Source organism: Paucibacter sp. KBW04 (assembly GCF_003852425.1).
In the GTDB taxonomy this organism is placed as follows: Bacteria; Pseudomonadota; Gammaproteobacteria; order Burkholderiales; family Burkholderiaceae_C; genus Paucibacter_A.
Genome location: NZ_QAJN01000007.1, coordinates 13,643 through 28,149, shown reverse-complemented (window position 1 = coordinate 28,149; position 14,507 = coordinate 13,643). Strand labels below are relative to the sequence as shown.

Annotated in this window: 9 protein-coding genes; 6 read left to right on the top strand and 3 right to left on the bottom strand. The window is 66.1% G+C overall.

Annotated elements, in window-relative coordinates; all coding sequences use genetic code 11:
* Positions 1 to 2 precede the first annotated feature (2 nt).
* A complete protein-coding gene (locus DBR47_RS08340; RefSeq protein WP_124448876.1) occupies positions 3 to 3,287 on the bottom strand; it encodes a PAS domain S-box protein in 3,285 nt (1,094 codons plus the stop codon).
* Between the two features lie 221 nt (positions 3,288 to 3,508).
* Positions 3,509 to 4,354, bottom strand: coding sequence for an orotidine-5'-phosphate decarboxylase (gene pyrF, locus DBR47_RS08335; protein ID WP_124448874.1), 846 nt, complete (start codon positions 4,352 to 4,354; stop codon positions 3,509 to 3,511).
* A gap of 64 nt (positions 4,355 to 4,418) precedes the next feature.
* Between pyrF and DBR47_RS08330 the strand changes: the two genes are divergently transcribed.
* The 4 genes from DBR47_RS08330 to DBR47_RS08315 all read left to right on the top strand — a co-directional run bounded on the left by DBR47_RS08330 (position 4,419) and on the right by DBR47_RS08315 (position 8,214).
* Positions 4,419 to 5,345, top strand: a complete 927-nt coding sequence (locus DBR47_RS08330) for a GNAT family N-acetyltransferase (protein ID WP_124448873.1) — start codon at positions 4,419 to 4,421, stop codon at positions 5,343 to 5,345.
* An 85-nt stretch (positions 5,346 to 5,430) separates the two neighbouring features.
* Positions 5,431 to 6,123 carry a response regulator transcription factor gene (locus tag DBR47_RS08325; RefSeq protein ID WP_305037014.1) on the top strand — a complete coding sequence of 231 codons (693 nt, stop codon included), beginning with the start codon at positions 5,431 to 5,433 and terminating at the stop codon, positions 6,121 to 6,123.
* A 17-nt stretch (positions 6,124 to 6,140) separates the two neighbouring features.
* Positions 6,141 to 7,484, top strand: a complete 1,344-nt coding sequence (locus DBR47_RS08320; RefSeq protein WP_124448870.1) for an ATP-binding protein — start codon at positions 6,141 to 6,143, stop codon at positions 7,482 to 7,484.
* A 25-nt stretch (positions 7,485 to 7,509) separates the two neighbouring features.
* The gene (locus DBR47_RS08315) at positions 7,510 to 8,214 is read left to right on the top strand and encodes a YciI family protein (protein ID WP_124448867.1); all 705 of its coding nucleotides are present in this window, start codon (positions 7,510 to 7,512) and stop codon (positions 8,212 to 8,214) included.
* A gap of 16 nt (positions 8,215 to 8,230) precedes the next feature.
* Here DBR47_RS08315 and purB read toward each other — a convergent pair whose 3' ends face one another.
* A complete protein-coding gene (gene purB / locus DBR47_RS08310) occupies positions 8,231 to 9,610 on the bottom strand; it encodes an adenylosuccinate lyase (RefSeq protein ID WP_124448865.1) in 1,380 nt (459 codons plus the stop codon).
* Positions 9,611 to 9,975: 365 nt separating this feature from the next.
* On the opposite strand from purB, the gene DBR47_RS08305 reads away from it, so the two are divergent.
* Together DBR47_RS08305 and DBR47_RS08300 are read left to right on the top strand one after the other, a co-directional pair.
* Positions 9,976 to 13,575 (top strand): alpha-1,6-glucosidase domain-containing protein, encoded by a 3,600-nt coding sequence (locus DBR47_RS08305; protein WP_231512200.1) that lies wholly within the window; start codon positions 9,976 to 9,978, stop codon positions 13,573 to 13,575.
* Positions 13,576 to 13,776: 201 nt separating this feature from the next.
* A complete protein-coding gene (locus DBR47_RS08300; protein WP_124448863.1) occupies positions 13,777 to 14,502 on the top strand; it encodes a hypothetical protein in 726 nt (241 codons plus the stop codon).
* The last annotated feature ends 5 nt before the right edge of the window (positions 14,503 to 14,507 follow it).

Genomic DNA, 14,507 nt, shown 5'->3' with positions numbered 1-14,507 from the left:
TTTCAGCTGCGGGTCTGGTCGTTGTCGCGGTGGCCGATCAAGCGCACCAGGGTGGCACGCAGCTTGGGCGCATCGATGGGCTTGGTGAGGAAGTCGTTCATGCCTGCGGCCAGGGCTTCATCGCGCTCGGACACCAGGGCGGCGGCGGTCAGGGCGACGATGGGCAGCTCCTCGGCCGAGAAGCGCTTGCGCACCTCGCGGGTGGCCTCGTGGCCGCTCATCACCGGCATCTGCACATCCATCAGCACGGCGTCAAAAGGCTTGCCCATGCTGGCGGCGGCAAAGATGGCCTCCACCGCCTGGCTGCCGTCATTGGCCTGTGAAACCTCCAGCCCCCATTGCTGCAGCTGGGCCACGCCAATCATCATATTGACCGGGTGGTCTTCCACCATCAGCACGCGCAGTCCCAGCAGGTCTTCGTTCTCCTTGGCCGCACGCGGGCGGGCGCTGATGGGCGCGGGCGAGGGCGAGAGCGGCAGCTCGGCCCAGAAGGTGGAGCCCTGGCCTAGCCGGCTTTGCACGCCGACTTCGCCGCCCATCAAGGCCGCCAGCTCGCGGCAGATGGACAGGCCCAGCCCCGTGCCCCCGTAGCGGCGGGTGGTGGATTCGTCCGCCTGGGTGAAGGGCTGGAACAGGCGCTCGAACAGGCTCTCGTCGATGCCGGGGCCGGTGTCCGTCACCTCGATGCGCACCCGCTCGTCCGGGCGCGCCAAGACCCGTACCAGCACAGAGCCGCTGGCGGTGAACTTGAGGGCATTGCCCAGATAGTTGCTGAGGATCTGACGGATGCGCACCTGGTCGCCCACGGCCCAGGCGGGCACGGCCTCGTCGATCTGGATGTCAAAGCTCAGGCCGCGGGCCTGGGCCAGGGTGATATAGGCCATGCGTATGGTGGCCAGCATCTCGCGCAGGGCAAAGGGCGCGGCTTCCAGGCTGAGGCGGCCGGCCTCGATCTTGGAGAGGTCGAGGATGTCGGAGATCAGGCCGGACAGGCTCTCGGCGCTGTCCAGCATCTGGTCCAGATACTCGCGCCGGGTGGGCTCGTCCAGATCGGGTTTTTGCAGCATGCGGGCCAGGCCCAGCAAGCCGTTCAGCGGGGTGCGCAGCTCGTGGCTGGTATTGGCAAGAAAAGCGCTCTTGGCCCGGTTGGCGGCCTGGGCCTCGTCCTTGGCCTGGGCCAGGGCGGCCTCGACGCGGCGCCGCTCGGTGACGTCTTCCATGATCCAGATGGTGCCGCCGCGACTGGGGTGGTTGGGGTCCACCGCCTTGGCCAGCAAACGGCACAAAAAGGTGCTGCCGTCGCGCCGGCGCATGGGGCGCTCGACCTCGACCTGCTCGCCCGCCGCCAGCTTGGGGCCCAGCTCCTTGCCGATGGCGTCGTACTCCTCATCGCTGGGCCAGACGACGCGGCCATGCTGGCCCGTCATGCCGCCGACCGGCCAGCCGAACATTTCTTCCACCAGGCGGTTGGCCTGCACAAAATGCTGATCGCGGGTCAGGGCAATGCCGATGGAGGCGTTCTCCAGAATGGCTTGATGGACCAGGCGCGAACGCTCGGTCTCAGTCACGTCACGGGCATTGATGACCAGGTATTGCTCGCCATCCATGGCGAAGGGGGCGGCCGACATCACCATGGAGATGGGCTCGCCCGCCTTGTTGCAGAACATCACTGGCTGCTCGGTCACGCGGCCGTGCTGGCGTATGCCTTCCAAGATGCGCTCGCGGTCGGCCGGGTCGAACCAAACGCCCAGCTCGTCGGATGTGTGGCCCAGCACGTCCTCGATGGCGTGGCCCGAGAGGCGCTCAAAGGTCTTGTTGACCATGGCGTAGCGGCCGGTGTTGATCTCGGTCAGGGTGATCACATCGGGGCTGGTGGCCACCAGATGGGAGAGCAGGGCCTCGGAGCGCCGCAAGGCCTCCTGGGCGCGCGACTGCTCGGTCTGGTCGATGAAAAAGCTCAAGGTGGCGGGGCCGCTGATGGCGTCCACCCGCACGCTGGTGGCGCTGACCAGGCGCCGGCGCCGGGACAAGGTGCGCAAGCGGAACTCGGCCATGGGCAGGATGGCGCCCACGGCCATGGACTCCATCTTGGCCGCACGCTGGCGGGCGCGCTCGTCGTCACCGGGCTCGTAGTGCGAGAACAGGTCTTGGCCAATCATGCTGGCCCGCTGGGTGTAGCCAAACATGGCCATGGCGGCGGGGTTGGCGTCGATGACGCGGCCCCAGCGGTGCAGCACCAGGGGCGAGGGCGAGCGGCGGAACAGCTCGCGGTAACGAGTCTCGGTGGCGTGGATGGCCTGCTCGGCCTGCACTTCCTCGCTGACATCGCGGCCCACGCCCCAGTAGCCGCGGAAATTGCCCTGCGAGTCGAAACGCGGTTCGCCGCTGACTGAGACGTAGCGCAGGCTGCCGTCCTGGCCCAGGCGCCGCACCATCACGCCGTGGAAGGGGCGGTGCGACTCCAGATCGGCCCGGTGGGCATCCATGTCCTCATCGCTGCTTCCCTGCGGGCCCAGCTCCCAGGGCGTCTTGCCCAGGCGGGCTTGCAGGTCCAGGCCGGTGCTGCCGGGTTTGTCTTCGGCCACATGGGTGAAGCGGAACTCGCGGTTCATCTCCCAGTACCAATCGGCCGCCATGCTCAGGAGGCCGCGAAAGCGCGCGTTGCGCTCGGCCGCGTCGCGCGCGCCGCGCTGCACGATGCGCAGCAGGCCCACGCCTATCATCAGGCCCGAGATCAGCAGGATCAGATGGGCCGAAATCCGCAAGCCCAGCGAATGATTGGCCGCATTGCTGGTGGCCCAGCCCTGCAGCTCGGCCATGCCTATGCCACCGAGCAGCAGCAGGGCCAGGCCGCCCAAGCCCAGGCCGGCGCGCACGCCCAGCATGCCGGTGCCCAGGGCCGTCAGCAGGCTTAGCGCGGCCAGGGTGAGGGAATAGGTGCCCAGCTCGCGCGAGACGGCGATGCAGGCGGCCAGCAGCATCATGCCGGCCATCAGCAAACCCAGGGCATGGGGCCCCCAGCGTCTTGGCAGGCGCCAGTAGCTCAGCAAGCTGATCAGGGACAGGCCGGCCGCCAGGGCTGGTGGCAAGAAGCCGAAAAAGGGTTCGGCCGCCGTGCGGCTCAGCAGCAGCACCAGGGAGCCCGCCATCAGGATGAAGGCCGAGACGCTCAGAAACAGCCGTATGGATCGCCAGCGCACGCTGCGCTCCAGCGCCGTCCTTTGTTCGCCAGGGCTCATATCGTGCCCAACGAGGCTGCTCAAATCATCCTGGGAATCTATGCTCACTCCGCCCTCGTCGCCTTTATCGCTCGGGATCGAGCGGCTCGCTGCTTATTCAAGCCAGGAGTTTCCCTGAGGTGCGCATGGCCATCCATTGGTGGAGCACCTGAATTCCCAGCCTATTCGGCGCCCCGTGGCGGGGCTGGGTGAGAGTTCGAGCAATAGTTCTCGAACCGAGCGCCGCCGCTGGGCCTAAACCGGCGGCGGCCTAGGGTTCGTCTGGGCGATCAGCGTGCGCGGTTCAGCAGGGCGCGTGTGTCCAGGGCGACACGGCGGGCCGCGGCGGCAAAGTCATTGCCATTGCTGGCGTAGAGCACGGCGCGCGAGGAGCTGACGATGATGCTGCCGCGCTGGGCCGCCGGCACGGCCGGGCCACCGCGCCAGCCGGCCTTGACCGTGGCCTCGGCATCGCCGCCCTGGGCGCCCACGCCGGGGATCAGCAGAGGCAGGGTGGGGGCCAACTCACGCACCCGGGCGATCTCGCTGGGGAAGGTGGCGCCCACCACCAGACCCAGCTGACCGTTTTTGTTCCACTCGCTCTGGGCCAGGCGGGCCAGATGTTCGTAGAGGCGGGGCTGGCCGTCCACATCGGCTAGGCGCTGCATCTGCCAGTCATTGCCGCCGGTGTTGGAGGTGCGGCACAGCAGGATGGCGCCCTTGTCCGGGTAGCGCAGATAGGGTTCGATGGAGTCAAAGCCCATGAAGGGCGAGAGCGTCACCGCGTCGGCCTGGTAGCGCTCGAAGGCTTCCTTGGCGTACTGCTCGGCGGTGGAGCCGATATCGCCGCGCTTGGCGTCCAGGATCACCGGCACATTGGGGGCCACGCGCTTGATATGGGCCATCAGGCGTTCCAGCTGATCCTCGGCGCGGTGGGCGGCGAAGTAAGCGATCTGCGGCTTGAAGGCGATGGCCAGATCCTTGGTGGCATCGACGATGGCGGCGCAGAAGTCATAAATGCGGCCGGCGTCACCCTTCCATGCACCGGGGAACTTGGACGGCTCGGGGTCCAGGCCCACGCAGAGCATGGAGTCGTTAAGAGTTTCCGCGGCTTGCAGTTGCTGGATGAAATTCATGGGCGATGATGGGCGTGTTTAAGGTGTCATATTGTCCGGGATTTCTCCCGGGGGGAGCCAATTGATGCTGGTTTTGACGACGGAACGCTTGCGTCTGCGCTGGTTTGAGCCCGCCGACGCGCCCCATGTGCTGGAGCAATTGCTGGAGCCCTCCTGGATCGCCAATATCCGCGACCCCGGCGTGCATGACCTGGAGGCCGCCCAGCGCTGGATGGAGGAAAAGCTCTTCGCCGGCTACTGGTCCTCGGGCCTGGGCTTGTGGGCGGTGGAGCGGGCCAGCGACGGGGTCTTGCTGGGCATGTGCGGGCTCTTGCAGCGCGACTATCTGCCTGCGCCCGACATCGGCTACGCCTTTTTGCCGCGCTTCTGGGGCCAGGGCTATGCCCGCGAGGCCGCCGCTGGCTGCCTGCTCTATGCGCAGGAGGTGCTGGGCCAGAGCCGGCTCTACGCTACGACCGCGCCGGAGAACATTGCCTCTCAAAAGGTCTTGCTCGACCTGGGCTACCGCTACCAGGAAGACCTGGAGCTGGACGGCTATGCGGGTGTCTCCAAGCTTTTTGTCTGGGGCGGCCGTGGCCCCGAGCGCAGCGAAGAAACCCGCATCAAGGACCGCTTGATGCGCTTCTATCGTGTCTTCAACAACCGCGCCGGGCGGCTGCCCAATGTCTCGGCCCTGCCTTTTTGGTTGATGCCTCGCGCCATGATCAATCGCAGTGAGAAAGAGGGCTTGCAGCGGGTCGATCTGCGTGACTTCATGCGCCAGCGCTACGAATTGCTGGGGCCCGGCGGGCGTATGCAGGACTATGAGGAAATCGTCTCCACCAAGCGTTTGGAGATGCATGGCCGGGTCGCCCATGTCTGGCTGCGCTGCCAGCAACAGGGGCGGCTGGACGGGCGGCGCTTCAGCGCCCAGGGGGTCAAATCCCTGCAATTGATCAAGCTCAGCGAGGGCTGGAAGATCGCGGCCCTGGCCTCCGAAGACCTGCTCTGAACATCGGGGGCGCACCGCTACACTCGATCGGCACCCCATCACAGAGCACGGAGATCGACCCATGTCGACGGAAGCAGTCACCAGCATCAGCGCAAGAATTCTCTTGGTCGAAGACGATGAGCGCCTGGCCCAGCTGGTGGCCGAGGCCTTGCGCAAGGCGGGCTACCAGGTCACGCACTGCAGCAGCGGCCTGGACGGCGAAGCCTTGATGCGCACCCAGCCCTTTGAGGTGGTGTTGCTGGACGGCCATCTGCCCGACAAGGACGGCTTCGATGTGCTGCGCGATGTGCGGCGCGACTTCGCCGGCCGCATCGTCATGCTGACCGCGCGCGACGACGATATCGACCAGGTGCTGGGCCTGGAAGGCGGGGCCGACGACTACATCACCAAGCCCGTCGCACCGCGGGTGCTGATGGCCCGCATCAAGGCCTTGCTGCGGCGTGACACGACGCCCTTGCTGGCGGCCACCGAGTCGGACGAGATGCGCTTTGGCGAGCTGGTCATCAAGCCCTCGGCCCGCGATGTGCGCCTGGCCGGTGCGCCGGTGGAGCTGACCACGGCCGAGTACGATTTGCTGCATTTCCTGGCCGAGCGGGCCGGCAGCACCGTCAGCCGAGAAGACATCATGCAAGGCCTGCGTGGCATCGAGTTCGACGGCCTGGACCGCGCCATCGACGCCCGTGTCTCGCGCCTGCGCAAAAAGATTGGCGACGACGCCCAGGCCGCCGAGCGCATCAAGACCGTGCGCGGCCAAGGCTATCTCTTCGCCAAGGACTGACGCGCCAGCAGCCTGGCATGCAAGCCATGCAGACCATGCGCTCACCCATGACCCGCATCGCCCTGGGTCTGGGTCTGGCGGCCCTGGCCCTGGTGCTCCTGATTCAGGGCCTGATGACCCTGGCCGTCAACGGCGTCACCGACGACTATGTGCGCCGCTTCATGCGCGGCACCGTCAACATCCTGGTGGCGGAGCTGACGCCGCTCTCCTTCGAGGCCAGACGCTCCCGCATCAAGGTGCTGGATGAGCAGTTCTCCTATCCCGTCACCCTGGTCTCGGCCGATGAGCTGAGCCGCGCCGACCGCCAGGCCCTGGCGCGCGGCGAGCTGGTGGTGCATGGCTTCAACCGGCGCATCTATGCCGCCCTGCCCGAAGCCGCCGGCCAGAGTGAGGGCGAGCGGGGTCAGGTCTTGCGCCTGGGGCCTTTGAATGTGGACGGCGGGCCGGAGAACAGCATCCGCCTGCCGCGTGAGCTGTGGATGCAGCTGATCGCGGGCCTGGGCCTGGCCCTGGCGGTGTTTGCGCTGGCGGCCTGGGTGCTGCGACCCATCTGGCGCGATATCCGCCGCCTGCAGATCGCAGCGGACCGCATGACAGCCGGTCGCTTCGAGCTGGCCATTGCCGAGCCCGAGAGCCGCATCTTCGCGCCCATCGCCGCTGGCGCCCGCGCCACGCTGGAGCGCCTGGCCGCCGCTCTCGCCACCCAGCGCGAGCTGACCGGCGCGGTCTCGCATGAGCTGCGCACGCCGCTGGCGCGCCTGCGCTTCGCCATCGACGCCCTGGTCGATGAGGACGACGCCGGCCGCCGCGAGCTGGCCGTGCAAGCCTGCGAGCGTGATATCGACGAGCTGGACGCCTTGATCGACACCAGCCTGATGATTGCCCGCCTGGACATGGGTGCCTTGCAAGCACGCAGCGAGCTGGGCGACTTGCAGGCCTTGCTGAGCCAGGAGGCGGCCAGCCTGGCGCCCTTGCTGGAAGGCAAGCAGCTGAGCACCGATCTGCGCCTGCCGCGCCCGGTGCGCTTCGATGCCCGTCTGCTGCCCTACGGCCTGCGCAATGCCTTGCGCAATGCGGCCCGCCATGCGCGGGAACGCATCGCGCTGTCGGCCTGGATCGAAGGGGGTCAGGTCTTGTTAGCGGTGGACGATGACGGCGAAGGTGTGCCCGAGGCCATGCGCGAAGCGGTGTTCGAACCCTTCAAACGCCTGGACCGCGCCAAGGAGCGCGGCAGCCGTGGCTTCGGCCTGGGCCTGGCCATCGTGCGGCGCGTGGCCGAGGTGCATGGCGGCCAAGCCCGTATGGATGTGGCACCTGGCCTGGGCGGCGCGCGCTTATTGATCAGCTGGCCGGTGGAGTGAAGCAAGTTCTTGGGAGTGATGAATCATGCAAAGACGAGCGCTACTGACGACTTCGATGATCTTGGGCCTGACGGCTTGTGCCGACAAGCCAGCGCTGATTGAGGCCGCCACGGCCAAGCCCAGCGCCAGCAGCTCCACCACGCTGTGGTTCATCTTCCTGGAGCGCGGCCGTGCCACGCCGGATGACAAGGCGGCGGTGGCCGCCATGCAGCGTGGCCATATCGAGAACTTCAAGCGCTTGTTCGCCGAGAAAAAGCTCTTCTCCGCCGGCCCCTTGCGCGACCCCAGCGGCTTCAAGCGCGGCATCGTGATCGCTCAAGCCGCCACGCGTGATGCCTTGCAGCGCTACTTTGACCCGGACGAGTATGTGCGCGAGGGCTATATGAGCGTTAACGCGAGCCCAGCCCAGGCCATGCGCGCCCTGCATGTGGAGGGCATCGATCCAGACGGCATCGAGGAGTCGCGTATCTTGCTCTTGGGCCGGCCAACGCAAGAGGCCGCCCCGGAGCTGGCGCTGCGGCGCCGCGCCCATTTGCAACTGCTCTTGGACCAGGGCCAGATCGGCGCCTGGTATCGCCTGGCCAGCGGCCCCATCGCCGAGGTCTTGTTCGCTCGCACAAAAGACAACGCCGCCTTGCAGGCGGCGTTGGCGGGCTATCCCGGGGTGGCCGACAAGTCGGTCAGCCTGGAGATTTGGCCGCAGTGGTTGGGCAAGGGCGTTTTGCGTTAAGCCCCAAGCAAAACCGTCAGATCTTCTTGGCCAGCTCCGCCGCCTTGCCGGTATAACTGCCCGGCGTCATCGCCAGCAAGCGGGTCTTCTCGGCTTCGGGCAACTCCAGCCCAGCGATGAACTCGGCAATTGCTTCGCGGGTGATGGCCTTGCCGCGAGTCAGCTCCTTCAGGCGCTCGTAGGGGTTGGGCAGGGCGTAGCGGCGCATCACGGTTTGGATGGGCTCGGCCAGCACTTCCCAGGCGGAATCGAGGTCTTCGGCTAGGCCGGCTTCGTTGATTTCCAGCTTGTCCAAGCCCTTGAGCAGGGACTCGTAACCCAGCACCGCGTAGCCCAGGGCCACGCCCATATTGCGCAGCACGGTGGAGTCGGTCAGGTCACGCTGCCAGCGGCTGATGGGCAGCTTTTGGCTCAGGTGCGTCAGCAAGGCATTGGCCAGGCCGAAATTGCCTTCGGCGTTCTCGAAGTCGATCGGGTTGACCTTGTGCGGCATGGTGGAGCTGCCGATCTCACCCGCCTTGGTGCGTTGCTTGAAGTAGCCCAGCGAGACATAACCCCACACATCGCGTGACCAGTCGATCAGGATGGTGTTGGCGCGGGTCACCGCGTCGAACAGCTCGGCCATGTAATCGTGCGGCTCGATCTGGATGGTGTAGGGGTTGAAGGTGAGGCCCAGCTGCTGCTCGATGACGCGCTGGCTGAAGGCTTCCCAGTCATGTTCGGGCCAGGCGCTCAGGTGGGCGTTGTAATTGCCCACGGCACCGTTCATCTTGGCCAGCAGCTTCACGTCGGCGATGCGGGCACGCGCATTGCGCAGGCGGGCCACGACGTTGGCGATTTCCTTGCCCACGGTGGTGGGGCTGGCGGTCTGACCGTGGGTGCGGCTGAGCATGGGCACGGCGGCCAAGCTGTGGGCCATCTCGCTCAGCTTGGCGCTGATGCGGTCCAGGGTGGGCAGCAGCACCTCGGCGCGGGCGGCTTTGAGCATCAGGCCGTGGCTGGTGTTGTTGATGTCTTCGCTGGTGCAGGCGAAGTGCACGAACTCACCGGCGGCCTTCAGCTCGGGGTTGGCATCAAAGCGCGACTTCAGCCAGTACTCCACCGCCTTGACGTCGTGGTTGGTGGTCTTCTCGATGTCCTTGATGGCATTGGCGTCGGCCTCGGAGAAGCGCGTCACCAGGCCGCGCAGCAGGCCGCGCGAGGCTTCGGACAAGGGCTTGAACTCGGCAAAACCGGCGTCGGACAGGGCGATGAACCACTCCACCTCCACCTGCACGCGGCGGTGCATCAGGCCGTACTCGGACAGCAGGGGGCGCAGCGGGGCGACGCGCGAGGCGTAGCGGCCGTCCAGGGGCGAGAGCGCGCTGATGGCGGAAAGAGTCGGCGAAGTAGTCATGGCGGTGAGCGGCCGGCTGCCGCTGGGCTGATGAGGGGGGGATGGATCCGGAAAAACCCGCGAATTTTAACCGCCCCGTTTGGGCCGCCCTGGCGGCTTGCTTTCGGCCTCACTCGCTGCGCCCGGCGTCGGCCTTGTCCCTGGAACAGAGGGCAAGCCCTGCGGTGTAGAGCCAGGTAGCCAAGCCTTGATTTCAAGAGTGAAGGGCTAGTATTAAAACTACCGAATCCCTGAATTTTATTGAATGACTCATCGGGAAATCACCATCTATCGACTGTAGTTTTACTTCACTAGCATCGCCCTGGCTCAGCCGCCGGTGTCTTCGCGCCGTGCGCATCGCTGGGCCTGGTCTGGAGGCTTGAGCTATGAAATCCCTCGCGAACGCGCGTTCACCCCTGTTGGGCAGCGCCCTGGCCCGCCGCTTTTTGCTGGGGCTTTTGCTGCTCGTCCAACTCTTGCTGAGCGCCTGCGGCGGCGGTGGTGCCAGCCCCGAGGCCATGGCCCAAGCCCAGGCGGCTGAAGAACTCGGCAGCACTACCTTGGCGGCCGTGCCGGGCAGCCAGGCCAAGGCCTTGTCGGCCGGCTTGAAGGCCGATAGCGCGGCTGCGGGAGCGACGAGCTTGCGGGTGCATTACCGCCGCGCCGACGGCGACACCAGCGGCTGGCAGATCCACAGCTGGGGCGCGGCGCAAAGCCCGGCCTGGAACGGCGGCTGGAACGCCAGCGGCAGCGATGAGTTCGGTGCCTATTACGACGTGCCTCTGGCCAGCGACAGCGGGGTGGTGGGCTATCTGCTGCACAAGGGCGATACCAAGGACTGGGGCAATGCCGACCAGGCCTACACCTTGCAGCCCGGCGCCAACGAGATCTGGCGGGTGCAGGGCGACTACACCACCTACACCAGCAACCCTCTGGGCCAACCCACGCCCGACATTACGACGCTGCGCGTGCACTACAAGCGCTTTGATTCGGCCTATAGCGCCTGGGGCCTGCATCTGTGGCAGGGCAGCGGCCTGAACGCGGCCGGCCTGCCCGCCGGTGTCGTGATCGACCAATGGGGCTCGCCCGTGGCCCTGAGCGCCATGGCGGGCTATGCCCCGGGCGAGGGCGAGGTGGTGTTTGACATCCCTGTGCTCAACCCCAAGCAGGACGCCACGCGCAAGTCCCTGGAGTTCATCATCCACGGCATGGCGCCCAATCAAAACGACAAGGATGGGCGCGAGGCCAATATCCATGTGGACTACGCCGGCCTGAGCATCAAGAACCAGGTGGGCGAGATTTGGCTGGTGCAGCAAGACCCCACCGTTTACCTGGCCCCGCCCGATCTGCGCTCGGTGTCCAGCACCGACGCGCGCGCCGTCTGGCTCAACAAGCAGCTGCTGCAATGGCCGCGGGTGACGGCCAATGCAGCGGGGCGCGGCGAGCTTCGTTTGTACTACTCGGCCCTGGGCCAGATCCAGGTGCAAAAAGACCTGGCCGTGCAGGGTGCCGATGGCTTCATCGTGCTCGATGCCTTCAGCGGCACGGTGCCGGCGGCCGACGCCCTGCGCTTCAAGTACGTGGGCGCTGGCGCCGTGTTCCGCGTGCGCGACGCCGATCTGCCGCGCCTGCCGCAGCTGCACACCCAGCAACTGGTGCTGGTGCAGGTCAACGCCAGCGGCCAGACACAGAACGCGACCACGACCCAGATCGCCGGGGCACTGGATGATTTGTACGCCCCCGCCTACGCGGTGGAGGACTTCGGCGCCCGCGTGCTGGCCGGTGGCGCCAACACCCGCTTCAAGCTCTGGGCGCCCACGGCCCAGGCGGTGCAGGTCTTGGTGGGGGCCGACCCCATGGGCACGCGTTTGTCCAGCAGCTTCACCCTGGACCTGCAGCGCGACGCCGCCACCGGCGCCTGGAGCGTGGACAAGGCGGGCAATTTGCAGGGCCGCCCTTATCGCTACGCCGTCACCGTGTTCGTGCGCGGTGTGGGCCTGGTGCGCAATCTGGTGACCGATCCCTACTCTCTGAGCTTGACCCTGGGCAGCCAGCAAAGCGTGGTCGCCGATCTGCAAAGCGCCGCGCTCAAGCCTGCGGGCTGGGACGCCAGTGCACCGCCCAATACCGTGGCCGCCGCGCCGGACATGAGCATTTACGAGCTGCATGTGCGTGACTTCTCGGCCAATGACGCGACGGTGCCGGCCGACAAGCGCGGCAAGTATCTGGCCTTCACCGAGAGCAATGCCAATGGCATGCGCCATCTACGTGCCCTGGCGCAGGCCGGCCTGACGGATGTGCATCTGCTGCCCAGCTTTGACATCGCCAGCGTGAACGAAAAGAGCTGCGTCACGCCCAGCCCCAGCGGCGCAGCGGACGGCGAAACCCAGCAGGCCGCCGTGGCTGCTGTGGCCTCTACCGACTGCTTCAACTGGGGCTATGACCCCTATCACTTCACCACCCCCGAGGGCAGTTATGCCAGCACGGCGCTGGACCCGGCGGCGCGCATTCTTGAGTTCCGCCGCATGGTGCAAGCGCTCAACGCGGCCGGCCTGCGGGTGGGCATGGACATGGTCTACAACCACACCAGCGCCTCGGGCCAGAACGCCGCCTCGGTGCTGGACAAGGTGGTGCCCGGCTACTACTACCGCCTCAACGCCACGGGCGGCATCGAGCGCTCCACCTGCTGCGAGAACACCGCCGCTGAGAACAAGATGATGGCCAAGCTGATGTTCGACTCGGCCATCGTTTGGACGCGCGACTATCACATCAGCTCCCTGCGCTTTGACATCATGGGCCACCACCCACGCTGGGTGATGGAGGAGCTGAAGGCGCGCGTCAGCCGCGCCGCCGGCCGCGAGGTTCAGATCATTGGCGAGGGCTGGAACTTCGGCGAGGTGGCCAACGGCGCCCGCTTTGTGCAGGCCGATATGTTGTCCATGAATGGCACGGGCATAGGCACTTTCAACCCCTTCATCCGCGACGCGGTGCGCGGTGGCAGCGGCTTTGACAGCGGCAACGCCCAGTTCGCCAACCAAGGCTTCATCAACGGCCTGGTCTACGACCCCAACAGCTTTGGCGGCGGCAAGACGCGGGGTGATCTGCTGTGGGCGGGCGACCAGATCCGCGCGTCTCTGGCCGGCTCCATCCGCAGCTATGTGCTGCGCACCAGCTGGGACGCCGATGTGGCGCTGGAGAACATCAATGTCGGCGGCCTGCCCGCGGGCTATGTCTTGCAGCCTTCCGAGGCGGTGAACTATGTGGAGAACCACGACAACCTCAGCCTGTTCGATAACAACGTCTTCAAGCTGCCTCTCTCCACCAGCCGCGAGGACCGCGCTCGCGTGCAGATCCTGGGTGCGGCCATCAACGCCTTCAGCCAGGGCGTGGCCTATTTCCATGCCGGGGTGGACACCTTGCGCAGCAAGTCCATGGACCGCAACAGCTATAACGCGGGCGATTGGTTCAACCGCCTGGACTGGAGCTATGCCGACAACAACTTCGGCGTCGGCCTGCCCATGTATAGCGACAACGCCGACAACTGGCCCTACGTCAAGCCACTGCTGGCCAATGCCGCCATCAAGCCTGCCCCGGCCGATATCGCCTGGACCCGCGACGCCTTCCGCGACCTGCTCGCCATCCGCGCCAGCAGCAGCCTGCTGCGCCTGCGCACGGCGGATGACATCAAGAGTCGATTGACCTTCTACAACACCGGCTCCAAGCAGGACCCCACGGTGTTGGTGGGCAGCGTCAACGGCGAGGGCTATGCCGGCGCCAACTTCCGCCAACTGGTCTATCTGGTCAATGTGGACAAGTTTGACAAGCATCTGAGCATCCCCGCCCTGGCGGGCCGCTCGCTGGAGCTGCATCCGGTGCACCGCGCCGCGGGCGCTGCCGACCGTCGCGCCGCCGCGGCAGGCTTTGATGTGGCCAGTGGCACCTTCTTCGTGCCGGCCCGCACCGCGGTGGCCTTTGTGATGCGCTGAGAATTAGGGTTATGAAACGCAGTATTGTGAAAGGGCGCAGAGCGCGCAAACTTCCCCCGCTGAGGTGATAGCCAAGACGGGGTGTCTTGCTGAGAATGGTGGCCAACGGAGCACAGCAATGGGCTCCGTTTTTTCTTTTTGTCCCCCTTCATCTATCAAGCAAGTCCCTTCAAGATTTCTTGCGGGCAGGCCTTCATCACCATGTTGCAAAAAGTAGAAAACCTATACCTCGCCATTCTTCGTTTCGTTGTGCTCCTGGTCGCCGGGCTTTTGCTCGTTGCCGTCGTGGGCTTAGGCGTAAGCTCCTTCTCGCTGTGGAAGTCGGCACCGGCCGAGCAGGCCGTCGTGCCCGCCGTCAGCGACAGCGTGCTGAAGAAAAAGCTGCTGGCGCAGGACGATGCTGCCACGCCCGAGGCGGCGGCCTCGGCAGCCGCCACCGCCGCCCAGAAAGCCGACCCCAACAAGGTCTATTTCGAACGCGCAGCCACGGCCATCGTCGCCTTCGTCAAGGCGCACTCCGCTGATATCGACGGCCCCAACCACGCCACCGTGGTCGAGGTGACCCGCGACCATGCCGCCAAGTACGAGACCGAGGCCCAGATTGGCAACTTCGGCAAGGGCTTTGCCGAAAGCCTGGAGCGTTTGTTGAAGGACCCGGCCGTGATCGCCCAGGCCAAAAAGACCTCGGCCCTGGACCTGGTCAATCTGCTGCTGGACTCCTACACCGAAGAGTTCGATGCCCAGCTGGAAAAAGGCAATGCCGCCAACGCCGCCAAGCTGATGGCACACGAAGAGCAGCGCGATGAAGGCAAGCGCAATCTGTATGTGGCCGGCGGTGCTTTCGGCGCCTTCCTGATGTTGGTGTTCCTGTCGATTAGCATCCGCATCGAGCGCAATCTGCGCCATCTGGAGCGCGTCGCCAAATAAGGCGA

What these genes read in the sequence shown, in the direction of transcription:
- pyrF (WP_124448874.1), bottom strand. Translation starts at nt 4,354, where the DNA reads ATGAATTTCATCCAGCAACTGCAAGCCGCGGAAACTCTTAACGACTCC.
- DBR47_RS08315 (WP_124448867.1), top strand. Translation starts at nt 7,510, where the DNA reads ATGCAAAGACGAGCGCTACTGACGACTTCGATGATCTTGGGCCTGACG.
- DBR47_RS08330 (WP_124448873.1), top strand. Translation starts at nt 4,419, where the DNA reads ATGCTGGTTTTGACGACGGAACGCTTGCGTCTGCGCTGGTTTGAGCCC.
- DBR47_RS08305 (WP_231512200.1), top strand. Translation starts at nt 9,976, where the DNA reads ATGAAATCCCTCGCGAACGCGCGTTCACCCCTGTTGGGCAGCGCCCTG.
- purB (WP_124448865.1), bottom strand. Translation starts at nt 9,610, where the DNA reads ATGACTACTTCGCCGACTCTTTCCGCCATCAGCGCGCTCTCGCCCCTG.
- DBR47_RS08300 (WP_124448863.1), top strand. Translation starts at nt 13,777, where the DNA reads ATGTTGCAAAAAGTAGAAAACCTATACCTCGCCATTCTTCGTTTCGTT.
- DBR47_RS08320 (WP_124448870.1), top strand. Translation starts at nt 6,141, where the DNA reads ATGCAAGCCATGCAGACCATGCGCTCACCCATGACCCGCATCGCCCTG.